The organism is Mycolicibacterium lutetiense (assembly GCF_017876775.1).
GTDB classification, from domain to species: domain Bacteria; phylum Actinomycetota; class Actinomycetes; order Mycobacteriales; family Mycobacteriaceae; genus Mycobacterium; species Mycobacterium lutetiense.
The window spans coordinates 623,797-648,157 of the sequence record NZ_JAGIOP010000002.1; the positions used below are offsets into that span (position 1 = coordinate 623,797).

General features: G+C 65.9%; 20 protein-coding genes. 9 read left to right on the forward strand and 11 right to left on the reverse strand.

The window, feature by feature from the left end:
• Nucleotides 1-9: 9 nt before the first annotated feature.
• Nucleotides 10-1,017, reverse strand: coding sequence for a biotin synthase BioB (gene bioB, locus JOF57_RS12320; protein WP_163661519.1), 1,008 nt, complete (start codon nt 1,015-1,017; stop codon nt 10-12).
• 71 nt (nt 1,018-1,088) lie between these two features.
• Between bioB and JOF57_RS12325 the strand changes: the two genes are divergently transcribed.
• Nucleotides 1,089-1,706: a TetR family transcriptional regulator gene (locus JOF57_RS12325; protein ID WP_209916789.1), complete on the forward strand. Its 618-nt coding sequence runs from the start codon at nt 1,089-1,091 to the stop codon at nt 1,704-1,706.
• Between the two features lie 8 nt (nt 1,707-1,714).
• On the opposite strand, the gene JOF57_RS12330 is transcribed toward JOF57_RS12325, so the two are convergent.
• The 4 genes from JOF57_RS12330 to JOF57_RS12345 form a co-directional block, all read right to left on the reverse strand.
• Complete coding sequence (locus tag JOF57_RS12330; RefSeq protein WP_209916791.1) at nt 1,715-2,224, reverse strand: 2'-5' RNA ligase family protein; 510 nt, start codon at nt 2,222-2,224, stop codon at nt 1,715-1,717.
• A gap of 1 nt (nt 2,225) precedes the next feature.
• Nucleotides 2,226-2,903 carry a dethiobiotin synthase gene (gene bioD / locus JOF57_RS12335; protein WP_209916793.1) on the reverse strand — a complete coding sequence of 226 codons (678 nt, stop codon included), beginning with the start codon at nt 2,901-2,903 and terminating at the stop codon, nt 2,226-2,228.
• Nucleotides 2,900-4,048, reverse strand: a complete 1,149-nt coding sequence (locus JOF57_RS12340) for an 8-amino-7-oxononanoate synthase (RefSeq protein ID WP_209916795.1) — start codon at nt 4,046-4,048, stop codon at nt 2,900-2,902. Before JOF57_RS12340 ends, bioD begins: the two co-directional genes overlap by 4 nt.
• A gap of 86 nt (nt 4,049-4,134) precedes the next feature.
• A complete protein-coding gene (locus JOF57_RS12345; protein ID WP_209916797.1) occupies nt 4,135-5,433 on the reverse strand; it encodes an adenosylmethionine--8-amino-7-oxononanoate transaminase in 1,299 nt (432 codons plus the stop codon).
• A 91-nt stretch (nt 5,434-5,524) separates the two neighbouring features.
• Here JOF57_RS12345 and JOF57_RS12350 point away from each other — a divergent pair, with 91 nt between their 5' ends.
• Genes JOF57_RS12350 through treZ form a run of 4 tightly spaced genes read left to right on the forward strand, consistent with a single transcriptional unit; the run spans nt 5,525 to nt 13,864 of the window.
• Entirely contained in the window at nt 5,525-7,696 is a 2,172-nt protein-coding gene (locus tag JOF57_RS12350; RefSeq protein ID WP_209916799.1) for an acetyltransferase SucT, read from the forward strand.
• A 4-nt stretch (nt 7,697-7,700) separates the two neighbouring features.
• The gene (gene glgX, locus JOF57_RS12355) at nt 7,701-9,869 is read left to right on the forward strand and encodes a glycogen debranching protein GlgX (protein ID WP_209916801.1); all 2,169 of its coding nucleotides are present in this window, start codon (nt 7,701-7,703) and stop codon (nt 9,867-9,869) included.
• 1 nt (nt 9,870) lies between these two features.
• The gene (gene treY / locus JOF57_RS12360; protein WP_209916803.1) at nt 9,871-12,138 is read left to right on the forward strand and encodes a malto-oligosyltrehalose synthase; all 2,268 of its coding nucleotides are present in this window, start codon (nt 9,871-9,873) and stop codon (nt 12,136-12,138) included.
• The gene (treZ, locus tag JOF57_RS12365) at nt 12,131-13,864 is read left to right on the forward strand and encodes a malto-oligosyltrehalose trehalohydrolase (protein ID WP_209916805.1); all 1,734 of its coding nucleotides are present in this window, start codon (nt 12,131-12,133) and stop codon (nt 13,862-13,864) included. The genes treY and treZ overlap by 8 nt, the downstream gene beginning before the upstream one ends.
• On the opposite strand, the gene JOF57_RS12370 is transcribed toward treZ, so the two are convergent.
• A complete protein-coding gene (locus tag JOF57_RS12370) occupies nt 13,858-14,316 on the reverse strand; it encodes a winged helix-turn-helix transcriptional regulator (RefSeq protein WP_209916807.1) in 459 nt (152 codons plus the stop codon). The two genes, treZ and JOF57_RS12370, sit on opposite strands and share 7 nt — an antisense overlap.
• Before the next feature lie 109 nt (nt 14,317-14,425).
• Between JOF57_RS12370 and JOF57_RS12375 the strand changes: the two genes are divergently transcribed.
• The gene (locus JOF57_RS12375) at nt 14,426-15,547 is read left to right on the forward strand and encodes an MFS transporter (protein WP_234938388.1); all 1,122 of its coding nucleotides are present in this window, start codon (nt 14,426-14,428) and stop codon (nt 15,545-15,547) included.
• A 22-nt stretch (nt 15,548-15,569) separates the two neighbouring features.
• Here the strand turns inward: JOF57_RS12375 and ilvA are convergent, their stop codons facing one another.
• Nucleotides 15,570-16,862: a threonine ammonia-lyase IlvA gene (gene ilvA, locus JOF57_RS12380; protein ID WP_209916811.1), complete on the reverse strand. Its 1,293-nt coding sequence runs from the start codon at nt 16,860-16,862 to the stop codon at nt 15,570-15,572.
• A 101-nt stretch (nt 16,863-16,963) separates the two neighbouring features.
• Here ilvA and JOF57_RS12385 point away from each other — a divergent pair, with 101 nt between their 5' ends.
• Nucleotides 16,964-17,437, forward strand: a complete 474-nt coding sequence (locus tag JOF57_RS12385; protein WP_307870009.1) for a lipoprotein LpqH — start codon at nt 16,964-16,966, stop codon at nt 17,435-17,437.
• A gap of 81 nt (nt 17,438-17,518) precedes the next feature.
• Nucleotides 17,519-17,749 (forward strand): hypothetical protein, encoded by a 231-nt coding sequence (locus JOF57_RS12390; protein WP_209916813.1) that lies wholly within the window; start codon nt 17,519-17,521, stop codon nt 17,747-17,749.
• Here the strand turns inward: JOF57_RS12390 and JOF57_RS12395 are convergent.
• Nucleotides 17,743-18,147, reverse strand: coding sequence for an SRPBCC family protein (locus JOF57_RS12395; protein ID WP_209916814.1), 405 nt, complete (start codon nt 18,145-18,147; stop codon nt 17,743-17,745). The genes JOF57_RS12390 and JOF57_RS12395 overlap by 7 nt on opposite strands.
• A gap of 101 nt (nt 18,148-18,248) precedes the next feature.
• Here JOF57_RS12395 and JOF57_RS12400 point away from each other — a divergent pair, with 101 nt between their 5' ends.
• Nucleotides 18,249-19,082 carry a class I SAM-dependent methyltransferase gene (locus JOF57_RS12400; protein ID WP_209916815.1) on the forward strand — a complete coding sequence of 278 codons (834 nt, stop codon included), beginning with the start codon at nt 18,249-18,251 and terminating at the stop codon, nt 19,080-19,082.
• On the opposite strand, the gene dnaE is transcribed toward JOF57_RS12400, so the two are convergent.
• The 3 genes from dnaE to rarD all read right to left on the reverse strand — a co-directional run bounded on the left by dnaE (nt 19,079) and on the right by rarD (nt 24,361).
• Nucleotides 19,079-22,627: a DNA polymerase III subunit alpha gene (gene dnaE, locus JOF57_RS12405; protein ID WP_209916816.1), complete on the reverse strand. Its 3,549-nt coding sequence runs from the start codon at nt 22,625-22,627 to the stop codon at nt 19,079-19,081. The genes JOF57_RS12400 and dnaE overlap by 4 nt on opposite strands.
• 84 nt (nt 22,628-22,711) lie before the next feature.
• Entirely contained in the window at nt 22,712-23,350 is a 639-nt protein-coding gene (locus JOF57_RS12410; protein ID WP_209916817.1) for a TetR/AcrR family transcriptional regulator, read from the reverse strand.
• 69 nt (nt 23,351-23,419) lie between these two features.
• Complete coding sequence (rarD, locus tag JOF57_RS12415) at nt 23,420-24,361, reverse strand: EamA family transporter RarD (RefSeq protein WP_307870010.1); 942 nt, start codon at nt 24,359-24,361, stop codon at nt 23,420-23,422.

Consider the following 24,361-nt stretch of genomic DNA (forward strand, 5'->3'; position numbering starts at 1 on the left):
CCACCAGTTCTACAGGGTGGCGTTCAGCGCCTTGATCGGCATCTGCAGATCATCGAGCAATTCCAGGTCCGACTCGGCCGGGCGACCCAGCGTGGTCAGGTAGTTGCCGACGATGACCGCGTTGATGCCGCCCAGGATGCCCTGCTTGGCGCCCAGATCACCGAGGGTGATCTCACGGCCGCCGGCGAAGCGCAACATCGTGCGGGGCAGCGCCAGGCGGAAGGCGGCGACGGCACGCAGCGCGTCCGCGGCCGGCAGCACCTCGAGATCGCCGAACGGCGTGCCCGGGCGCGGGTTGAGGAAGTTCAGCGGCACCTCGTGCGGGTTGAGTTCGGCCAGGTTGGCGGCGAACTCGGCACGCTGCTCCAGCGTCTCCCCCATGCCGAGGATGCCGCCGCAGCAGACCTCCATACCGGCCTCGCGCACCATTTCCAGCGTGCCCCAGCGCTCCTCCCAGGAGTGCGTGGTGACGACGTTCGGGAAGTACGACTGCGCGGTCTCCAGATTGTGGTTGTAGCGGTGTACGCCCATCTCCTTGAGGCGGTCCACCTGCTCCTGGGTCAGCATGCCCAGCGAGCACGCGATCTGGATGTCGACCTCGTTGCGGATCGCCTCGATGCCTGCGGCCACCTGGGCCAGCAGTCGCTCGTCGGGGCCGCGCACCGCGGCGACGATGCAGAACTCGGTGGCACCGGTCTTGGCGGTCTGCTTGGCAGCCTCGACCAGGCTCGGGATATCGAGCCAGGCACTACGCACCGGGGAGGCGAACAGGCCCGACTGCGAACAGAAGTGGCAGTCCTCCGGGCAGCCGCCGGTCTTGAGGCTGATGATGCCTTCGACCTCGACCTCGGGGCCACACCACTTCATCCGAACCTCGTGAGCCAGAGCGAGCAGCTCTTCGAGCTGGTCGTCGGGAAGCTGCAGCACCTGCAACGTCTGGTCCTTGTCGAGGCCGACGCCACGCTCCAGAACCTGCTCGCGAGCTACGCCCAGTACATCTACGGCTGCCTGCGTCACCGAAACGTCCTCCTGTGGATCGTCTGCCGGCCGAGCCGACAATTGAACACCGTTCAGGTTAGGGTAACGGTGTGCAACTCCACAAACCCGACGTGGTGGATGCGGCGACGGTCATCCTCGACAACTACGGCATCGCCGACCTGACGATGCGGCGCCTGGCCCGTGAGCTCAACGTCAGCCCTGGCGCGTTGTACTGGCACTTCGCCAACAAACAGGAACTGCTCGGCGCTGTCGCCGACCGCATTCTGGAACCCGTCCGCGTCGAACACACCGCCTCCGCGTGGCCCGGCCGGATCCACCAGATCTGCGTGGCCCTTCGTGACGCGCTGCTGTCCCACACCGACGGAGCTGAGCTCGTGTCGTCCAGCTTCGCTGCCGGGCAGTCCCAGATCATCGGCGAGATCGTCGGGCAGCTCACCGACGCCGCCCAACGGGCCGGCGTGGTGTCACCCGATGACGAGTTGGCCGCCCGGACAGTGCTCTATTACGTGCTCGGCTTCACCGCCGACGAACAGTCCCGGCTGCAATGGGACGCCGCAGGAGCATTGACCGACGACCAGTCGGTGCTTCACCGCGACACGTCACGACAGTTCGCGTTCGGCCTGCAGTTGCTGGTCGACGGGTTGGCGGTGCGCGGCGCGAGCACGCTCAGCGCTGGACGCGACATCGTGGCGCGCAGCCGGGATTGACTGGCCTGTCAGCCGATCGGGTACTCGACGCGTTTGTCGCCGTCCCAATGCCGTAGCCCGGTCACCTGACCGACGATCTCTGCGGGACGGCCGGCGATCTGCACGGCAGTGGCCAAACTGGCCTGCGCGATCCGCCGGGCCAGCGTCACATGCGGGGTCCAGTTCCCCGGTTCGGCATGCGGCATCGGGGCCGGGTCCATGAACGGCGCGCACCGTCGATACACCTCGGCCTGGATTTCGAGCAGCTCGTCCGTCGGGACCACGAGCCGGGCCAGCACTCCGGCCGAGCGCCCGAAGATCAGTGTCGCGCCCAGCCGGCACGGGAGTGGGAACCGGTCGACGAGGCCCTGCAGCACCGCATCGGCGTCGCGGTCGATGTGTTGGGCGACGGTCAGTGTCGAGTGTGGTCGGCCGGCAGGCGCCTGGCTGGGAATATCGGCCTCGCGCAAGGCATCCCAGATTCGCCGGACCGCTGCTTCGGTGTCCGGGTCGAAGACCAGCTCGACGGAATGGACCATGTCAGGACAGCCCGGTCACCCAGTTCGGGTCGAAGGCATCGGCGCATATCTTCTCGAACTCGTCGGCGCTTGCTCTGCCGGCACCAGACGTGAGCACGGCACGTACCGGTGCCAACTGTGCCAGCGCGTCACGGTTGCCCCACTCGGCGACGCCGGGGTTCTCCGGCCAGGCTCCGATCACCAGGCCGGCGCATGGAATCCCTTGCCCGGCCAGTGATTCCAAGGTCAATGCGGTGTGGTTGAGCGTCCCCAAGCCGGGTGACACCACCACGAGAACGGCCGCGGATAGATCGGCTGCCAGATCACGCACGGTGACTCCATCGGCGCCCAGTTCGACGAGGAGACCACCGGCACCTTCGACCAGGGTCAGGCCGCCGGGGATCTCGGCACCGCGCACCGCATCCACCAACTCCGCACGGGTCGGCAACGCAGATCCAGCCCGGTGCGCGGCCGCCACCGGGGCGAGCGGTTCCGGGTAGCGCCAGCCCCCGTGCAAGTTGTCGACCCCCGACAGCCGGTTCACCTCGGCGAGGTCGTTGTCGCCGTCGACGGTCCCGGTCTGGACGGGCTTGCACACCGCGACCGCGAGCCCGGCAAGCCGCGCCGCACAGGCCAGCGCGGCGGTCGTCACTGTCTTGCCGACACCGGTGTCGGTCCCGGTGACGACCAGCGTGCTCACAAGCGAGCCTCGGCCAGAATCTCGGTCAACACCTGGCGGGCCAGGTCCATCTCGTTGGCGGTCAGCGAAGCCCGGGCAGTCAAGCGCAGTCGCGACGTGCCCTCGGGGACCGTCGGTGGGCGGAAGCAGCCCACCCGCACACCGCGGTCCAGGCAAGCTGCCGCGGCAGCCACCGCGACTTCGGGGTCACCGAGGATCACCGAGACGACGGCGGAATCGGGTACCGCGGTATCCCCGCAGATCCGGGCCAGCTCGGCAGCACGATCCAACACGGCTTGCGCCCGCTGCGGCTCGGCGATCAGCACCCGCAGTGCCGCCAACGCTGCGCCGACGGCCGCCGGCGCCAGGCCGGTGTCGAAGATGAAGGGCCGGGCGGCGTCGATCAGATGGGCGCGGATCGGTTCAGGTCCGAGCACCACGCCGCCCTGGCTGCCCAGCGCCTTCGACAGCGTCGTCGTCATCACCACGTCTGGCGCCCCGGCCAGGCCGGACTCGTACAACAGGCCCTGCCCGCCCGGACCGCGAACCCCCAGTCCATGTGCCTCATCGACGAGCAACAACGCACCGCGTCGGCGGCAGACCGCGTGCAACTCGCGCAGCGGTGCCAGGGCCCCGTCCGTGCTGAACACCGATTCGGTCAGGACCACCGCGCGTTCCTCGGCGCGTGACGACAGCGCGGCATCGACGGCTTCGACGTCGAGGTGCGGCGTGACGGCCACTCGGGCACGAGACAGCCGACATGCATCAACCAGAGAAGCGTGGGTCAGCGCGTCGGACACCAGCAGCGAGCCCGGACCGGACAACGCGACGACGGCGCCCAGATTGGCGGTGTATCCCGAGGAGAAGACCAGTGCCGACTCGGCGCCGACGAACGTCGCCAGAGCGGCCTCGAATTCTTCGTGCAACTCGGTGTTTCCGGTGACCAGCCGCGAACCACCGGCACCGGCTCCCCAGGTGCGTAGCGCCTCGATGCCGCCATCCAACACGTCGGGGTGTTGAGACAACCCGAGATAGTCGTTGGAGGCCAGATCCAGTTCGGTTGCCACCGCGGGGCGGGTACGCAACTCACGGCGAAGGCCGGCCTGCCTGCGCTGCGTTTCGATATCAGCCAGCCAGGCCAGCGGTGAGAGATCCGTGCGCGTCACTGGTTCTCCTTGGACTGGTCGATAGTTGAACGCTTCGGCGGTGCCGACGGTTGAACACGTCGGCGGTGCCGACAGTTGAACACCGTTCAGGTTAGTGCACGCGCCACGCCGACCATGCCTGCGGTGATCTGTTCCACCTCCGCCGGTGTGCAGATGAAGGGCGGCATGGCGTAGATCAGTTTGCCGAACGGGCGCAGCCAGACCCCGTGACGCAATGCCGCCAGAGTCGCGACCCGCATATCGACCGGCTCGCACATTTCGATCACGCCGATGGCGCCCAGCACCCGGACGTCGGCAACGCCTGGCAATGCGCGCGCCGGCTCGAGCCCCTGCCGCAGGCCCGCCTCGATCTCGGCCACCCGGGCCGGCCAGTCACCGCTGACCAGTAGTTCCACCGCGGCCACACCCACCGCGCAAGCCAGCGCGTTGGCCATGAACGTCGGACCGTGCATGAGCGCACCGGGCTCCCCCGCGCTGATCGTCCGCGCGACCTCAGAGGTACACAGCGTGGCAGCCAAGGTGATGTAGCCGCCCGTCAGCGCCTTGCCGACGCACATGATGTCCGGGCTCACCCCGGCATGCTCGGCGGCGAACAGCTTTCCGGTGCGGCCGAACCCGGTGGCGATCTCGTCGAAGATCAGCAGAACATCGTGGCGGTCGCAGATGGCGCGCAGGTCCGACAGGTAGCGCGGGTCGTGAAAGCGCATCCCCCCGGCGCCCTGCACCACGGGTTCGACGATCACCGCGGCCAGTTCGTCGGAGTGTTCGGCCAACTGCCGTTCGAACGCCTCGATGTAGGACGGCTGGTAATCGGCGGGTACGGGCGGGGCGAAAATCTGGGGCACCAGGACATCCGCCCACAGGGAATGCATGCCGCCGTCCGGATCGCACACGCTCATCGGGGTGAAGGTGTCGCCGTGATACCCGCCGCGCCACGTCATCAGGCGGTGCTTGGCGCCGCGGCCCAGGCTGCGCCAGTACTGCAGCGCCATCTTGACCGCCACCTCGACCGAAACTGACCCGGAGTCGCTGAAGAACACCGTCTCCAGTCCCTCGGGGGTGAGTTCCACCAGCAGTTGGGCCAGCCGTGCCGCCGGACCATGCGTCAGACCGCCGAACATGACGTGGTTCATGGTGGCGAGCTGGTCGTTGATGGCACGGTCAAGTGCCGGATGCCCGTGCCCGTGCACGGCAGTCCACCAGGACGCCATCGCATCGAGAACCTCGATCGGTGCGCCGTCGGTAGGGTCGATCACAGTCAGCCACGCGCCCTTGGCCCCGACCGCCACCACCGGCGGCAACGTGTCCGCGTCCATGGCGCTGTAGGGGTGCCAGATGTGGGCCGCATCGATGGCGCTGATCTGCGCCGGGGTCAGCTCAGCCACAGTCGGGCAGCCTAGCCCTTTGCTCACAGGGTGTGACGCACGCATCCGAAATGTGAGCGGGAGGCCGATGTTAGGTAAATTGGCCTCGATCATGAGAACCCTTGACGCCCCCCGGACGGAGCCCGGCACCGAATCCGGTCCCGACTCGCGCGCTGTCATGGGCACCCGTTCATCGGGCTTCTACCGGCACGATCTAGACGGACTGCGCGGCATCGCCATCGCCCTGGTCGCGATGTTCCACATCTGGTTCGGCCGGGTTTCCGGTGGTGTCGACGTTTTCCTGGCGCTGTCAGGGTTCTTTTTCGGCGGCAAGATCCTGCGTATCGCGCTCAACCCGGAGGCCCCGCTGTGGCTGCTTCCCGAGGTGGTCCGACTGATCCGGCGATTGCTACCCGCCTTGGTCGTGGTGCTTGCCGCCGCCGCGGTACTGACCATCCTGATCCAGCCCGAAACCCGCTGGGAAGCGTTTGCTGACCAAAGCCTGGCGAGTCTGGGCTACTACCAGAACTGGGAACTGTCCAACACCGCCGCGGACTACCTTCGCGCCGGTGAGGCGGTCAGTCCGCTGCAGCACATCTGGTCGATGTCGGTCCAGGGGCAGTTCTATGTAGCGTTCCTGGCACTGGTCTTCGGGTTCGCCTTCGTCGGCCGCCGGATCTTCGGGCGGCACCTACGCACGGCGTTCATCGTTTTACTTGGCGCCCTGACCATCGCGTCCTTCGTGTACGCGATCATCGCCCACAACAGCGACCAGGCGACGGCCTATTACAACAGCTTCGCCCGCGGCTGGGAGCTGCTGATCGGCGCCCTCGCGGGGGCCTTGGTCCCGGCGGTGCGGTGGCCGATGTGGCTGCGCACGATCCTGGCGACCGTCTCGCTGGCCGCGATCGTGACGTGTGGCTGGTTCATCGACGGCGTCAAGGAGTTTCCGGGGCCGTGGACGCTCGTTCCGGTCGGGGCCACCGTCATCTTCATCCTGACCGCGGCCAACCGGACCGACGATCCGAGCACCGCCGAGCGGCAGCTGCCCGCGCCCAATCGGATGCTGGCCACCAAACCGTTCGTGTCACTGGGCTCGATGGCCTACTCCCTGTATCTGTGGCACTGGCCGCTGTTGATCTTCTGGCTCTCGTACTCGGGCCATGCCCACGCCAACTTTCTCGAGGGCACGATCGTGCTGTTGATCTCGGGAATTCTGGCCTGGCTCACCACGCGCTACATCGAGGAGCCGCTGCGCTCGCAGAAGGCGAAGGCCGCCAGCCCCGCGCCGGCCGTCCCGCTACGGGTGCGGCTGCGCAGGCCGACGATCGTCCTCGGCTCCACCGTCGCCCTGCTCGGTGTGGCGTTGACGGCCACCTCGTTCACCTGGCGTGAGCACGTCACCGTGCAGCGTGCCAACGGCAAGGAACTGTCGGGGCTGTCGGCCCGCGACTATCCGGGGGCGCGCGCCCTGATCAACCACGCCCGGGTGCCCAAGCTACCGATGCGCCCCACCGTGCTCGAGGCCAAAGACGACCTGCCCCAGTCCACGACCGACGGCTGTATCAGCGATTTCGCCAGCACCGACGTGATCAACTGCACCTACGGCGACAAGAATGCGACGCGCACCGTCGCCGTGGCCGGGGGTTCGCACGCCGAACACTGGATGACCGCACTGGACCTGCTGGGCCGCCTGCACGACTTCAAGGTCGTCACCTATCTCAAGATGGGGTGTCCGTTGACCACGGAGGAGACTCCGCTGGTGATGGGCGACAACCGGCCGTATCCGAAGTGCCATGAATGGAACGAAAAAGTGATGGCCAAGCTCATCGCTGATCGTCCCGACTTCGTGTTCACCACCTCGACCCGCCCGTGGAACATCAAACCCGGTGACGTGATGCCCAGCACCTATATCGGAATCTGGGAATCCCTCTCCGAGAACAACATTCCCGTCCTGGCCATGCGCGATACCCCGTGGCTGACCCGGAACGGCAAGCCGTTCTTCCCTTACGACTGCCTGGCCAAGGGTGGCGATTCCGTTTCCTGCGGCATCGACCGATCCAAGGTACTCTCCGACCGCAACCCCACGTTGGATTTCGTCGGAAGGTTTCCCCTGCTCAAGCCACTCGACATGAGCGACGCGGTGTGCCGGAAGGACTATTGTCGTGTGGTGGAGGGCAATGTGTTGCTGTATCACGATTCCCACCACCTCTCGACCACCTACATGCGCACGATGACGGGTGAGCTGGGCCGTCAGATGGCGGCGGCCACCGGTTGGTGGTGAGACCATGCCACCGCCGTCCGACATACCGCCGTCACCAACCCCCACGCCGATGTCGATGGTCTGGCCCGGCGAGCCCTACCCGCTCGGCGCGACCTACGACGGTGCGGGAACCAACTTTTCGTTGTTCTCCGAAGTCGCCGAACGCGTCGAGCTGTGCCTGATCGCCAAGGACGGTTCCGAACACCGGATCAACCTCGACGAGGTCGACGGCTACGTCTGGCACGCCTACCTGCCCACGGTCACCCCCGGGCAGCGCTACGGCTATCGGGTGTACGGACCGTGGGATCCCGGCGCCGGGCACCGGTGTGATCCCAGCAAGCTGCTGTTGGACCCCTACGGCAAGTCCTTTCACGGTGACTTCGACTTCAGCCAGGCGCTGTTCTCCTACGACCTGACGGCCGATCCCCCCGGCACCGGCACCCCACCCCAGGTCGATTCCCTGGGGCACACCATGACCAGCGTGGTGATCAACCCGTTCTTCCAATGGGGATCCGACCGGGCACCGAAGACTCCGTACCACGACACGGTGATCTACGAGGCACACGTCAAGGGAATGACCCAGACCCACCCGGGAGTCCCTGAAGAACTCCGGGGCACGTATGCCGGGCTGAGTCACCCGGTGGTCATCGAGTACCTGCAGTCGCTGAACATCACCGCGATCGAACTGATGCCGGTGCACCAGTTCATGCACGACCACCGACTGCTCGACCTCGGGTTGCGAAACTACTGGGGCTACAACACGGTCGGCTTCTTCGCCCCGCACTTCCAGTACGCGGCCACCCGGCATGCCGGCGGTGCGGTGGCCGAGTTCAAAACCATGGTGAAGGCGTTCCACGATGCGGGTATCGAGGTAATCCTCGACGTCGTCTACAACCACACCGCCGAGGGAAACCACCTCGGTCCGACCATCAATTTCCGCGGCATCGACAACGACGCGTATTACCGTCTGCTCGACGGCCAACCCGAGTACTACAAGGATTTCACCGGAACCGGCAACAGCCTCAACGCGCGGCATCCGCACACGTTGCAGTTGATCATGGACTCGCTGCGGTACTGGGTGCTGGAGATGCACGTCGACGGTTTCCGGTTCGACCTGGCCTCGACCCTGGCCCGCGAGTTCTATGACGTGGACCGGCTTTCGGCGTTCTTCGATCTGGTCCAACAGGATCCGGTGGTCAGCCAGGTGAAGCTGATCGCGGAGCCCTGGGATATCGGCGAAGGGGGCTATCAGGTCGGTAATTTCCCAGGTTTGTGGACCGAGTGGAACGGGAAGTATCGCGATACCGTGCGCGATTACTGGCGGGGCGAGCCCGCAACCCTTGGCGAGTTCGCCTCCCGGCTGACCGGCTCCTCGGACCTGTACGAGGCGACGGGCCGGCGCCCGAGCGCCAGCATCAACTTCGTCACGTGCCACGACGGGTTCACCCTCAACGACCTGGTCTCCTACAACGAGAAGCACAACGAGGCCAACGGTGAGGACAACCGCGACGGCGAGAGCCACAACCGCTCGTGGAACTGCGGGGTCGAGGGGCCTACCGACGACGCCGAGATTCTGGCGCTGCGCGCGAAGCAGATGCGCAACATCACCGGGACTTTGATGCTCTCCCAAGGCACACCGATGATCGCCCATGGTGACGAGATCGGCCGGACCCAGCAGGGCAATAACAATGTGTACTGCCAGGATTCCGAATTGTCCTGGATGGACTGGTCGCTGCTCGAAACGAACGCCGACCATCTGGAATTCACCCGCCGGGCCTTGGCATTCCGTAAGCGTCATCCGGCGTTTCGGCGCCGGCGGTTCTTCGAGGGCAAACCGATCCGCAGCGGCGATCAGGTCCGCGACATCGCCTGGCTCACTCCGGCGGGCACCGAGATGACCCCTGAGGACTGGGGATCCGGATTGGGCACCTGTGTGGCCGTGTTCCTCAACGGTGATTCGATCCCTGCCCCCAACGGTCGCGGTGAACGTGTCGTCGACGACACGTTCCTGTTGTGTTTCAACGCCAATGACCACGAGCAGGATTTCGTCACGCCGAACGGCGACTACGCCACCGAGTGGGTCGGCGATCTGGATACGGCAAGCCCGACCGGGAGTTCCGATCTGCTCGTCGCCGCAGGCGAGAAGCTCTCGCTCCAGGCCCGTTCCCTGCTGGTCCTGCGCAAGACGGCCTGACATGCCGCGCCCGGTGCTGTCCACGTATCGGCTCCAGATGCGCGGGGACTGCTGCACATTCGATGATGCAGAAAACCTGCTGGACTATCTCGACCGCCTCGGGGTGTCACACCTGTATCTGTCCCCGATCCTGACCGCCGTACCCGGATCCACCCACGGATACGACGTCACCGATCCCACCACGGTGTCGGCGGCGCTCGGCGGACCCGAGGGTCTGCAACGACTGTCGGAGGCTGCCCGGTCCCGCGGCATGGGCCTGATCATCGATATCGTGCCCAATCACGTCGGCGTCGCCCACCCCGAGCAGAACCTTTGGTGGTGGGACCTGCTGCGGTATGGCCGGGCGTCGGCCTATGCCGACTACTTCGATATCGACTGGGATCTCGACAACGGCCGGATCGTGCTTCCGGTCTTGGGTTCCGACGACGACGTCGCCGACCTGGTGGTCGACGGCGATGTGCTGCGGCTGGGTGACCTGGTCTTCCCGGTGGCACCGGGCACCGGCGCCGGGACCGGTCGCGAGGTGCATGACCGCCAGCACTACCGGCTGACCGGATGGCGGACCGGCATCTGCGGTTATCGGCGCTTCTTCTCGATCACCTCCCTGGCGGCGCTGCGCCAGGAGGACCGGGCCGTTTTCGACGCCAGCCATGTGGAGGTCAAGCGCTGGTTCGACGAGGGACTGGTGGATGGCCTGCGCATCGATCATCCTGACGGATTGTCCGATCCCGCAGGCTATCTGCGATGGCTGCGCGAGCTCACCGGACCCGATGCCTGGATCGTCGTGGAGAAGATCCTTGCCGCCAACGAAAGCCTGGACCCCTCACTGCCGGTCAGCGGCACCACCGGGTATGACGCGCTACGCGAGGTCGGTGGACTGTTCATCGATCCGGCCGGCGCGGCCGTACTCACCATGCTCAGCGGTCGCCCGGATCCCGACGCCGAGGTCATGCTCAAAGCCGCGGCGGTCACCGACACCCTGGCCGGAGAACTGGGCCGGCTGTGCCGCGCCGTCGCGGGGGTGACCGGACAGAACGACGAGCACCTGCCCGCCGCGATCACCGCGTTGATCAGCCGGATCGGTGTCTATCGCAGCGACTATCCCGCGCTGGGCACGATCCTCCCGGTGGCGTTGCAGGAGACCGCCTGCACCACACCGGAACTCACCGAGGCGCTGGCTACCGTTTCGGTGGCCATGTCCCGCAGTGCCGAGGTGGTCTCCCGGTTCAACCAACTGTGCGGAGCCGCAACGGCGAAGGCTGTCGAGGACTGTTTGTTCTACCGCGACGCGCGGCTGGTCTCCCTCAACGAGGTCGGCGGTGCGCCCGAGCTGTTCGGGGTCACGACCGCCGAGTTTCACCAACGGACGAGGACGCGGCAGCACGCCTGGCCGTCGACGATGACCACCCTGTCGACCCACGACACCAAGCGCGGCGAGGATGTCCGGGCCCGAATCGGGTTGCTGTCCCAGGTGCCGGGCACCTGGGCGGATTCGGTCGAGCGGTGGACGGCATCAACCGCTCCCCCAGATCGCGACACCGCACTATTCCTGTGGCAGAACATCTTCGGCGTCTGGCCGGTCGATGGCGGCGTCACCGACGAACTCCGCATCCGGCTGCACGGCTACGCCGAGAAGGCGATCCGGGAAGCCGCCACCCATACCTCGTGGCATGATCCGTCCCGCGAATTCGAGGACGAGGTACACGGCTGGCTGGATCGGGTACTCGACGGACCTGTCACAGCCGAATTGACCGCACTGGTGGGCCGACTCGAGGTGCATGCCCGTAACAACAGCCTGGGGCAGAAACTCCTGCAGCTGACCGTGCCCGGTGTCCCCGACGTCTACCAGGGCACCGAGTCCACCGAGGACAGTCTGGTCGATCCGGACAACCGGCGTCCGATCGACTACCCGGCGCTGCGTGACGCGTTGGAACGCGGGGACGATGCGAAGATCCGGGTGACCACCGCCGCGCTGACCCTGCGCCGCGCGCGGCCGCAGGCATTCCTGGCCGGCGCCTACCGCCCGCTGCCGGCGATCGGCGAAGCTGCGCGGCACCTGGTGTGCTTCACCCGAGGTGAGGACGTCATGGTGGCGGTCAGCCGCTGGACCGTGGGGTTGGCCGAAACCGGCTGGGGCGATACAACTTTGTCGCTGCCCGACGGCCAGTGGACCGACCGGCTCAGTGGCAGAGATTGGGCCGGTCGAGTCAGGGTGTCCGAGCTGCTCTGTGATTCACCCGTAGCCCTGTTGGAGCGCTCCGATGGCTGAGTTCAGCGTGTGGGCGCCATTACCGGACCGGGTTCGCGTCGACGTGGACGGAACACTGCACGACATGGTGCGTTCTGCAGACGGCTGGTGGCGAACCGAGGTCGCCTGCGGCCCCGGCGCCCGGTACGGGTTCGTCCTCGACGAGGATCCCGAGGTCTTGCCGGACCCTCGTTCCCCGCGCCAACCCGACGGCGTACATGCCCGCTCGCAGCTGTGGGCTCCGGCTCCCGATGCGTGGACCGACACCCAATGGCCCGGCCGGTCCATCTGCGGCGGGGTGATCTACGAACTGCACACCGGAACCTTCACGCCCGAGGGCACATTCGATGCCGTGATCGACAAGCTCGATCATCTGGTGGACCTCGGTGTCGATTTCGTGGAGCTGATGCCGGTCAACGCATTCAACGGGCCCCATGGCTGGGGGTATGACGGGGTGCTCTGGTACGCGGTACACGAGCCCTACGGCGGTCCCGACGGCCTCATCCGCCTCGTCGATGCCTGCCACGCCCGTGGCCTCGGCGTGCTGATCGACGCAGTGTTCAACCATCTCGGCCCCTCCGGCAACTACCTCCCACGGTTCGGCCCCTACCTGTCGGCGGGCCGAAATCCCTGGGGCAGTTCGATCAATCTGTCCGATGCCGGCGCCGACGAGGTACGGACCTACATCATCGAGTGCGCGCTGCGCTGGATGCGCGACTTCCATGTCGACGGCCTGCGTCTGGATGCGGTGCACGCGCTGACGGACAACACCGCGATCCATGTGTTGGAGGAGCTCGCCGCCGAAACCGAGTCCCTGGCCGAAGAACTCGGCAGGCCGCTGTCGCTGATCGCCGAAAGCGACCTCAACGATCCGCGGCTGATCACCCCGCGGGATCGGGGTGGCTACGGTTTGACCGCACAGTGGGACGACGACATCCACCACGCCATCCATACCGCGGTATCGGGTGAGCGGCAGGGCTACTACGCAGATTTCGGATCGCTGGCCACGTTGGCGGAGACGTTGAAGCACGGCTACTTCCACGCCGGCACGTACTCCTCGTTCCGCCATCGCCGACACGGTCGTCCCTTGGACACCGCGAGCATTCCGGCCACCCGCCTGCTGGGGTACACCCTCACCCATGATCAGGTCGGCAACCGCGCTGTGGGCGACCGGCCCTCGCAACTCCTGACTTTCGGCCAACTGGCCGTCAAGGCCGCATTGGCACTCGGGTCACCCTATACGGCAATGCTTTTCATGGGAGAAGAGTGGGGATCCTCCTCACCGTTCCAGTTCTTCAGTTCGCACCCCGAGCCGGAACTGGCCCGCGCCACCGCCGAGGGCCGCAAAGCCGAGTTCGCCGAACACGGTTGGGATGCCGACGAGATCCCCGATCCGCAGGACCCGGCAACATTCCTGCGGTCCAAGTTGAACTGGAGCGAGGTCAACGCGGGCGATCACGATCGGCTGCACCGGACCTATCGCGGGTTGATCGCCTTGCGGCGCAGCGAACCTGACCTCGCCGACCCGTGGCTCGACCGCATGTCGATCGACTTCGACGAAGAAGAGCGCTGGATCATTCAGCATCGGGGGGCGGTATCCATTGCCTGCAATCTGGGCACCGAGCCAGTAGCGGTGCCGGTCACCGGTGAGCTGCTCCTCGCTTGGGATCACCCCGTCGTCGGCACCGACAGCACGGTATTGGCCGGGCATTCATTCGCTGTCCTGCGCAGCGGACGCGATCAGTAGTCCTTCCGCACAGACGTGCCGTCGAGATCCACTATGGCGCCGCGTGAGCTCGTCGGCCGTAGTTCTGGAAGCGGATCACCGCGCTGGTCCACCAGTATCGAATGCGACTCACCCGATGCGAACGCGTGCCGCTCACCCCACTGACGCAGTGCCACCACAACAGTGAAGAGGTCACGACCGGCCTGGGTGAGCGTGTAAAGCTGCCGCCGGCCCGACGCGGCCGTCTCCCGGTCGAGGATGCCGCGCTCCACCAGTCGGCGCAGCCGGTCAGTGAGGACGTTGCGCGCGATGCCGGTGCGCTGCCGGAAGTCGGTGAACGCGCGGGCGCCGTCCATCGCGTCGCGCACGATGAGCAGGCTCCAGCGGTCTCCCACCAGATCTAGCGTGCGCGCGACCGGACAGGTGGGATCAGTCCAGGTCACGTCGTCGCCACTCAGCACCGACTCGGTCATCACGCCCCCTAAAGAGTTGCCGAATGAGACCATTCTGCCGTACCGTCAGATTGGTTGCAATATGCAACCAATCAGAGGAGCGTGTATGGAACTGTCCTTCGGTCACAGAATGTTTCTCGCCACGGTGTGCGCAGTGGCTGTGGCAACGATCTACGCGTCACAGCCGGTCCTCGCGCAGATCGGCAGCGATCTCGGTGTGCCGGAGGCGCGTCTGGGGTGGATCGTCACGGCCGGCCAACTCGGCTATCTGGTCGGGCTGGTCCTTCTCGTCCCCTTCGGCGACATGATCGACCGCCGCAGGCTCATCAGCGGACACCTTCTGCTCGCCGCGGTCGGAGTCGCGCTGGCGGCGACGGCCGCACAGACCTGGCTGCTGCTCACCGGACTGGCGGTCGCCGGCCTGTTCGCCGTCGTCGTCCAGACCACGGTGGCTTTCGCTGCGGCACTGTCGACCACCGAGGAACGCGGCCGCGCCATCGGCGCGGTGACCTCCGGAGTTGTCATCGGCATCCTCGGTTCCCGCGTGGCCGCAGGCGCTTTCGCTGCGGCGTGGGGGTGGCGCGGCGTCTATGCCGGGCTGGCCGTGCTGCTACTTGCCCTGGCATGCCTCGTCCCGAGACTCCTGCCGGCCGATCCGCGGCGCGAATCCGCTTCCTACGTCGACGTTCTGGCGTCGATGGGCAAACTGTTTCGCGACCATCTGTTCGTCTCACGCGGGCTGATCGCGTTCTTTCTGTTCGCCTCTTTCGGAACACTGTGGAGCGGCCTGGCACTGCCACTCGCAGCGGCTCCCTGGCATCTGAGCACAGCCCAGATCGGGCTTTTCGGAATCGCCGGCCTCGCCGGTGCACTCGGCGCCGCCCGGGCCGGACGCTGGGCTGACGCCGGCTTCGCAAGTCCGGTCACCGGTGGGGCGCTCGCGCTGCTGGCCGCCTCATGGCTGGCCATCGGGCACGCCTCATGGTCACTGCCGCTGATCGTCGTCGGTGTGATCGCGCTCGACTTCGCGGTACAGGCCGTACACGTGAGCAACCAACATCTGCTCACCACAGCCCACCCGCACCGCACCAGCAGCGTCATCGGCGGCTACATGGTGTTCTACTCCCTCGGCTCGGCCCTCGGGGCAACCGCTACGACCGCTGCGTTCTCGGTCGCGGGTTGGACCGGATCCAGCATCCTCGGCGCCGCCTTCGCCACCTGCGCTCTCATCGCCTGGGCAGCCGGAGCATGAGGTATCGCGGTTCAGTCGCCGCTCAGGTCAGGTACCGGTAGGTCGGTGACCCTGGCTCGAGCAACTCCACGTGGATATCGGATTCCTCCATGCGGGCCAGTAGGCCTTCGAGGTCGGTCGCTGCGCTCAACTCGACACCGCACAGGGCCTCACCGGTTTCCCGGTTGTTGCGTTTGACGTACTCGAAAAGCGTGATGTCGTCACCCGGGCCGAGCACGTTATCGAGGAAACGCCGCAGCGCCCCGGGTTCCTGCGGGAAATCGACCAGGAAGTAGTGCTTGAGCCCCAGGTGGACCAGGGAGCGCTCGACCACCTCGTTGTACCGGGACACGTCGTTGTTCCCGCCGGAGATCAGGCACACCACGGTGGAACCGGCCTCGATGTCCGCCTCCAGCAGCGCCGCCACCGACAGCGCACCGGCGGGCTCGGCGATGATTCCGTCGTTCTGGTACAGGTCGAGCATCGCGGTGCAGACCGCACCCTCATCGACCGTGGTGAGCGCGACCATGTCACCGGCCGCGGCCAACGCGGCGTAAGGCATTGCCCCGGCCCGCGCCACTGCCGCACCGTCGACGAACTGGTCGACGTGATCCAGGGTGACCGGCATGCCCGCGGCAAGCGCGGCGATCATCGACGCCGCACCGGCCGGCTCGACGCCGAGTACCGAGGTGCCCGAGGCGCGTTCGGCGAGATAGGTGGTGACACCGGAGATACAGCCGCCGCCACCGACGGGGACGATCACCAGATCCGGCTCACCGTCGAGCTGGTCGAGCAATTCTGCGGCGATGGTGCCCTGCCCGGCCATCGTCCGCACATCGTCGTAGGGGGGCACCAGGGTCGCGCCGGTGCGCGCGACATCGTCGAGTGCGGCAGCAGCGGCCAGATCGTAGGTGGACCCGACCGCAATGAGCTCGATGAACTCACGTCCGTGGTACCGGATGCGATCACGCTTCTGCTTGGGTGTCTTGGTCGGTACATACACGCGGCCGTGGGTGCGCATCGACCGGCAGGCCATCGCGAAGCCCTGCGCGTGGTTTCCTGCAGAAGAACACACCACCCCGGCTGCCAACTCCTCGGGCAAGAGCTGCGCCATCAGGTTGAACGCCCCGCGCACCTTGTAGGAACGCACCGCCTGCAGGTCCTCACGTTTGAGGTAGACGTTGGCCCCGGTGGCTTCCGAGAGTCGTTCGTTGAACTGCAGCGGACTGCGCGTGACCACGCCGGAAATTCGCTTGGCGGCCTCGTCGATGTCGGCCGCGGAAAGCGGCGCGGCCGGTGGGGAGACTCGGGAGCCCTTGCTCAGATCGGCAGTCACCGTTCAATGGTGCCACTGGCCAGGCGTTTCACTGCAGTTGGGTGGGGAGACACCCTGGGATCTCGCCATTCGTGCAATCACCTCGAAGAAATCCTTCGCATGTGGTTGAACGGACCCCGAACTGGGAAAACAACCTCATGCGGCACATCCAGCAGCGGGTGCGGCGGGCGGCGACCTACACCGTGATGATCGGCGCCTTGGCGGCATCGGCCTGCGCAGCCCCCACCAAAGCCCCGGCCGACGCCTACACGGCACGGGTGTACCTCAACGGCCAGGAGAGGCCGACGACGTTCCCGGTGCTGTGCACGCAACGATCCTGGCTGTGGACTATCGAGACCATGCCGGAAGCTCCCGGCTTCACCGCCATCCTCCAGACCGGCGCCACCATCGAACCGAAGGTGATGCGCCTGACCGACATCGCAGGGTTCACCGGCAGCTCAGCCAATGTGACCGCACCTGCCGATGCCGGCATCGAGGGCACCACATTCCGCGTCAGCGGCACGGCGCGTGGCTGGTACGCGGACCATCCCACCAGACCGACCGAGGTCCAGTACCGAATGGAAGCCCGCTGCTGAGCAGCTCTGGACCGATAAAGCGACACGCCACATCTAAGGTTTCGGCTAGCCGAAATCAATGTTGCGAGCTATCGTCAATGCATGACCACCGCCGGGAACTTTCGTAGCGGCACCTCCCGGGCCGATCATCAGGTCAACATTGCCGGGGTGCCCTGGCCGACCTACAAGCTGATCGCCCTGGCAATCGGTGCCCTGGTATTGGTGGTCGTTGGCGTGGCAACGATGAGCGCCGCACCGGCAGTACTCTCGGCTGCCGCGGCCGCCGTGGTGGCATGGCTGGGCCTGGGCCACGTGTCACCCTCTGATCAGTGACCTTCCAGCAGTCGCCGCAGCGTCTCTAGATCGGCGGCCACCGCGGTCACATCGGCCTCGAACTCCGCATCGGTTACCCCGGCTCGCTGCCGGACAGTGAACACAACCTCGCACGCCGTTGCGTCGACCCCCGCCGGTACCACTCGCATCGGGTTGTAGACAGCCTCGCCCGAGGGCAGATGTACCACGTGATCGAGCACTCCCAGTGCGTTCGTCGCCGTGAACTCGACGGTCACCTCACCCATCGGAGAATTCGCCACCCACCCTCGCGGAGTGAGACGCAACCCGCCCTCGGCCAGTCCCGCCGCCCAATCGGCCATCTGCCGCGGATCCGACGCATAGGCATACACCTCATCGGCGGCAACCTCGATCCAGACGCTCAGATGCCTGCTGCGCATGGTTCCCACCATAGGGCACAACTTCATGGGCGCGTGATCGCAAGGGCGGTAAACGTTTTCGCCCAACTGTTCAGCCGCGGACCGGGTGTACGGTCGGGCTTGTGAGTATTGCGACGACGGATCTGACGCCGGTGGAGGAAACCGCGTTCCTGACCCTGTATGCCAGGGCTCTGGACAGCCGATGGGCTCACCCCATCCTCGGCGATACGATCGCCGACGAGACGGTAGGCAGACTCGACTACGACTTCGCCGGTCTCGGTGTGCAGACCAGCGTGGTGTGCCAGTCGGCGTTGCGAGCCAAGATGCTCGACGACCGGGTCCGTGCGTTCATCTCCGGCCATCCTGACGCCGTCGTCGTCGATCTCGGCGGAGGTCTCGACAGCGGCGTTCACCGTGTCGCGCCGCCTGCCACGGTCGACTGGTACAGCGTCGACCTCCCTGGGATCAGTCAACTGCGCGATCAGGTGATGCCCTCACTCCCCCAGTCGCACAACGTCTCCGCGTCGCTGGCCGACCCGGACTGGACCGACCCGATTCCCTCCGACCGGCCCACCATGCTTGTCGCCGACGGCTTGTTCGCGTTCCTCACCGAACCGGTGATCGTCGGCATCTTCGGGAAGGTCACCGAACACTTCGGTTCGGGGGAACTGGCATTCAACGACTACGGCCGCATCGGCTGGATGAGCAGGGCCGCGCTGAAATTCTTTCCCGCCAAGATGTTCAAAGACGTCGGAAGCCAGTGGGGCTACCCGGGTTTCAAGGATGCTCACCATCCCGAAACGTGGAACCCGCGATTGCGACTCGTCGAAGAGGCCAGCCTCACCCACGAGCCCGAGGTAGACCTGTTCCCCCGAATGCTGCGGATCGCAACGCGGGCCTCAGGCCTGAGCAAGGCCGGTGCACGCAAGGCGCGCATCCTGCGCTACCGGTTCTAGCCCAGGCAGCCGGGACCGAGCAACGCCTTGAGGTCACCCATCAACGCCGAGGACGGTGTCACGCGTAGTGACTGATCCAGCTCCAGTGTGGTGATGCGCTCACCGCTGATCAGCCGTAGATGGACCTGGGACGTGCCCGGGTGGTTGGCCAGCACCTGCTTGAGCGCAGTGACCTTGTCGATGGTGCACTGCCGGGTCGGCAGGCTGACCGCCAGCGGGCGGTCGGCTTGGGCACTGCTGAAGTCGGGCACCACCAGTTCGTGGGCAATCAGCGAGATCCGGTCGTCGCGCGCGGCCACCTTGGCCTTGACCAGCACCACGACGTCGTCGGCGATGTCATGACCGAACAGCGAATAGGTCTGCGGGAAGAACAGCACCTCGATACCACCGGTGAGATCTTCCAATTGAGCTGAGGCCCAAGGCAAACCGTTCTTGTTCACGCGACGGTTGACCGAGGCCAGGATACCGCCGACCACCACCTGCGAATCGTTGGCGATGTCGCCGTCGAGAATTGCCGGGATCTGCGTGTCGACCTGGTTGGCCAGCAGGTGGGCAATCCCGTTGAGCGGATGTCCGGACACGTATAGCCCCAGCATCTCGCGCTCGAGGGCGAGCTTGTGCTTGTCCTCCCACTCCTCTTCGGGCACGCGGATGGTGAACACCGCGTCAGTGCCACCTCCGTCGTCGGCGCCGCCGAACAGGTCGAACTGGCCCATCGCCTCCGCCTTCTTGGTGCCGAGCACCGAGTCGACGGCATCGGTGTGTACCAGGAACAACCCCTTGCGCGGGTGGCCGAGCGAGTCGAATGCGCCTGCCTTCACCAAGGATTCGGTGACCTTCTTATTGCAGGCCGCGATATCGATCTTGTTCAGGTAGTCGGAGAAGTCGGTGTACTTGCCCTTCTCGGTGCGGGTACTGATCAGTGAGGCAACGACATTCGCGCCGACGTTGCGGATGGCACCCAGACCGAACCGGATGTCATGCCCCACCGAGGCGAAGTTCTGCACCGACTCGTTGACGTCGGGTGGCAGGACGGTGATGCCGAGCCGACGGCAGTCGGCCAGATAGACCGCGGCCTTGTCCTTGTCATCACCGACCGAGGTGAGCAGACCCGCCATGTATTCGGCGGGATAATTGGCTTTGAGGTAGGCCGTCCAGTAGGACACCAGGCCGTAGCCGGCTGCGTGCGACTTGTTGAACGCGTACCCGGCGAACGGAAGGATCGTATCCCACAAGGCTTTCACGGCAGCCTCGGAGAACCCGTTGGCGGTCATGCCTTCCTTGAAGCCGTGGTACTCGGCCTCGAGCACCTCGAGCTTCTTCTTACCCATGGCCTTACGGAGCGCATCGGCCTTACCCATGGTGTAGGAGGCGACCTTCTGCGCGATGAACATGATCTGCTCTTGGTAGACGATCAGGCCGTACGTCTCGGCCAGGATCTCCTTGAGCGGTTCCTCGAGCTCGGGGTGGATGGGCTTGATCGCCTGGCGGCCGTTCTTGCGGTCGGCATAGTCGTTGTGGGCGTTCATGCCCATCGGACCGGGACGGTACAGCGCGAGCACCGCCACGATGTCGTTGAATCCGGTGGGCTGCATGCGCCGCAGCAGGTCACGCATCGCGCTGCCGTCGAGCTGGAACACGCCCAGGGTGTCGCCGCGGCCGAGGAGCTCGTAGGCGGCCGGATCGTCGAATGGCAGCGTGTCCAGATCCAGGTCGATCCCCCGGTTGGCCTTGATGTTCTCCAGGCAGTCACCGATGATCGTCAGGTTTCGCAGACCCAGGAAGTCCATCTTCAGCAGGCCGATGGCCTCGCAGGACGGGTAGTCCCAGCCGGTGATGATGGCGCCGTCCTGTGGCCGCTTCCAGAGCGGGATCGCGTCGATGAGCGGCTCGGAGCTCATGATCACCGCACAGGCGTGCACACCCGCGTTGCGGACCAGGCCTTCCAGGCCACGCGCCGTCTCGTAGATGGTGCGCACATCCGGGTCGGTGTCGATCAGGGCCCGGACCTCGGCGGCCTCCTTGTACCGCTCATGGGTGGGATCGGTGATCCCGGACACCGAGATGTCCTTGGCCATGATCGGCGGCGGCAGCGCCTTGGTGATCCGGTCGGCGATCGCGAAGCCCGGCTGACCGTAATGCACGCGGGCCGAATCCTTCAGCGCCGCTTTGGTTTTGATGGTGCCGAAGGTGATGACCTGGGCCACCCGGTCACTGCCCCACTTGTTGGCCGCATACCGCAGCATCTCGCCGCGGCGGCGGTCGTCGAAGTCGATGTCGATATCGGGGGCGGACGGACGCTCCGGGTTGAGGAAGCGCTCGAACAGCAGCCCGTGCGGGATGGGGTCGATGTTGGTGATGCCCAGCGCGTAGGCAACCAGCGAACCGGCGGCCGATCCGCGACCCGGGCCCACCCGAATCCCGACCGACCGGGCATAGTTGATCAGGTCGGCCACGATCAGGAAGTAGGCCGGAAAGCCCTTCTCGCAGATGACCTTGATCTCGTACTCGGTGCGGTCGCTGTACTCGACGGGCACATCCCCGCCGCGGAACCGGTGCTCCAGCCCGGCCCGCACCTCATGGGTCAGCCACGAGCCCTGGTCATGCCCGTCGGGTACCGGGAACACCGGCATCCGGTCGGTGGGCGCCCACACGTCGGCGTAGGACTGCACCCGCTCGCCGATGAGCACCGTGGAATCGCACGCGCCCGGCACCTGGGAGTCCCACAGGGCCCGCATCTCTTCGGCCGACTTCAGGAAGTAGCCGTCGCCGTCGAACTTGAACCGGTTCGGATCCGACAGGGTCTTGCCGGTCTGAATGCAGAGCAGCGCCTCGTGATTCTGTGAGGCCTCACGAGTGACGTAATGACAGTCATTGGTGGCCAGCGGTGGGATGCCGAGCTTCTGCCCGACCTCCAGCAGGCCCTCCCGGACGCGGCGCTCGATATCGAGGCCGTGGTCCATCAGCTCGAGGAAAAAGTTGTCGGGGCCGAAGATGTCGCGCCATTTGGCGGCGGCTTCCAGCGCCTCTTGGCGGTGGCCGAGCCGCAGCCGGGTCTGCACCTCGCCGGATGGACATCCGGTGGTGGCGATGATGCCTTCGGCGTGCTCGGCGATGATCTCGGCGTCCATCCGCGACCACTTGCCGAGCTGGCCTTCCAACGACGCCAGGGACGACAGCTTGAACAGGTTGCGCAGACCGGTGGCATTCTCGGCGACCATCGTCATATGGGTGTAGGCACCGCTACCCGAGACGTCGTCACTCTTCTGGCTCGGGTCACCCCATTGGATCCGCTTGGTATCAAATCGAGAAGCGGGAGCTATATATGCCTCGATACCGATGATCGGTTTGATGCCTGCTTTGGTCGCGGAGTTGTAGAACTCGCTGGCGCCGAACATGTTGCCGTGGTCGGTCATACCTATCGCAGGCATGCCCAGCCGCTCGGCCTCGGCCAGCATCGGCGTGATCTTCGCGGCGCCGTCCAGCATCGAGTACTCGGTGTGGTTGTGCAGGTGTACGAAGGACCCCGAAGATGAACCGCTCATAGGGGTGCCAGTCTATGGCGCCCCACTGACACTTCCCGTACTTCCCGGCGTGTCGCTACTCGTGTCTTGCCGGCGCCTCAGCGATCACCGGTCGGCGATCGTCAGCAACCCATTTCCGATGACCACATGCAATTGCTTGGCTATCTCCGATACATCAATGGGCCTGCGCTGCCAACCGCTGTAGGCACCCACTCCCCACAGCATCGCGTACAAGAGTTCGACCAGCGTGGCGTGCTCGGTGTGCGCCGGCAGTTCGCGCCGGACGATCGCCTCGGCGACAACCTCGCCGAGGAAATTCCGGGTGGCCGCGACGCTGACGGCGGGCAGATCCGGATGGCGGTAGGCCTCCAGGCGCGCGTTGACCAAGAACCCGACTACCGCGCGGTCCCGATGCCACGCCGCCACCACGGCATCGATGTAGGCGTGCAGCCGATCCAGCGTTCCTTCATGTTGTTTCGCCGTGCGAATGCACGAACTGATGACGTCGTGCGCCTGCGTGAGTAGTGCGCGGTAGAGCTCCTCGCGACCGGTGAAGTAGTAGTTCAGCGTCGGACGGCTCAGACCGCTGCGCTTAGCGATCTCCTGAAATGTCGCCGCCGCATAACCTCGTTCGTTGATCACTTCATAGGCGGCCTGCACGATGCGCTCACGGGTTTGCCCGGCATCGGCGCCAACCGGTCTGCCCGGCCGGCGGGCTGCCCGAGGCGCGCTACGCGACGTCATTTGGCAAACCCTATGGCATTGCCAGAAATAAGGCCAAAGGCGACTTCGCAAACATCACCCCAAGCCGGGTCACGCCCGGTGTCGGATGTCATGTTCCATCCGATCGACACCGTCGACGATCCGATCGGCCGGCTTTCTGCGCAACGCACCGACGGTCATGATCACCAACGCCACCCAGATCAGGGCGAACCCGATCCAGCGGCCTATCGGCATCGGCTCATGACCGACGAACACACCCCAGGCCATCTGTAACCCAGGGTTGAGATAGAACAGCAGGCCCAGCGTCACCATCGGGAGTCGCTGTGCGGCCGCGGCGAACAGCAGCAACGGAACCGCGGTGACCGGACCCGCGAGCAACAACAGCAACGCATGCCAGGTGCCGTGGTTGAGGAAGTTTCCCCGGCCCAGTACCTCCAGCGTGATCACATAGCCGGCGGCAAGAGGAAACGCCAACAGTGTTTCTACGGCCACGCTCACGCGCGGGTCGGCCCGCACCACTTTCTTGATCAGGCCGTATACGCCGAACGACAGCGCGAGCACGACGGCGATGTAGGGCGGCGCGCCGAGTTCGACGGTCAGGATCGCCACGGCGATGAGCGCGAGCGCCAACGCGGCCGCCTGCCATCGGCCGATCCGCTCGCGGAACACCACCACGCCCAACAGCACGCTCACCAGGGGATTGATGAAGTAGCCGAGCGCCGCATCCACAACGTGGCCGGTCGTCACGGCATAGATGTAGGTCCCCCAGTTGACGGAGATCAGGACCGCGGCTGCCAGCAGTTGTAGCCAGGTCTTCAGCGTCAACCGGCGCAGGTCACCGAGCCGCCGGGCCACCGCCAGTACCACCAGCAGGAACAGCGCGCTCCACACGATGCGGTGGGCCAGGATCTCCGGCGCCCCCGCCGGGAGCAAGAGCAGGAAGAAGCCGGGGCACAACCCCCACCAGATGTAGGCACCTGCGCCGTAGAGGACCCCGGCACGAGTGGCACCGGTCTGCAGCGCAGGCGTCAC

Coding starts and splice junctions, on each gene's coding strand:
- JOF57_RS12330 (WP_209916791.1), bottom strand. CDS start 2,224: ATGGTCCATTCCGTCGAGCTGGTCTTCGACCCGGACACCGAAGCAGCG.
- JOF57_RS12350 (WP_209916799.1), top strand. CDS start 5,525: ATGAGAACCCTTGACGCCCCCCGGACGGAGCCCGGCACCGAATCCGGT.
- glgX (WP_209916801.1), top strand. CDS start 7,701: ATGCCACCGCCGTCCGACATACCGCCGTCACCAACCCCCACGCCGATG.
- treY (WP_209916803.1), top strand. CDS start 9,871: ATGCCGCGCCCGGTGCTGTCCACGTATCGGCTCCAGATGCGCGGGGAC.
- treZ (WP_209916805.1), top strand. CDS start 12,131: ATGGCTGAGTTCAGCGTGTGGGCGCCATTACCGGACCGGGTTCGCGTC.
- JOF57_RS12370 (WP_209916807.1), bottom strand. CDS start 14,316: ATGACCGAGTCGGTGCTGAGTGGCGACGACGTGACCTGGACTGATCCC.
- JOF57_RS12375 (WP_234938388.1), top strand. CDS start 14,426: ATGTTTCTCGCCACGGTGTGCGCAGTGGCTGTGGCAACGATCTACGCG.
- JOF57_RS12390 (WP_209916813.1), top strand. CDS start 17,519: ATGACCACCGCCGGGAACTTTCGTAGCGGCACCTCCCGGGCCGATCAT.
- JOF57_RS12395 (WP_209916814.1), bottom strand. CDS start 18,147: ATGCGCAGCAGGCATCTGAGCGTCTGGATCGAGGTTGCCGCCGATGAG.
- dnaE (WP_209916816.1), bottom strand. CDS start 22,627: ATGAGCGGTTCATCTTCGGGGTCCTTCGTACACCTGCACAACCACACC.
- JOF57_RS12410 (WP_209916817.1), bottom strand. CDS start 23,350: ATGACGTCGCGTAGCGCGCCTCGGGCAGCCCGCCGGCCGGGCAGACCG.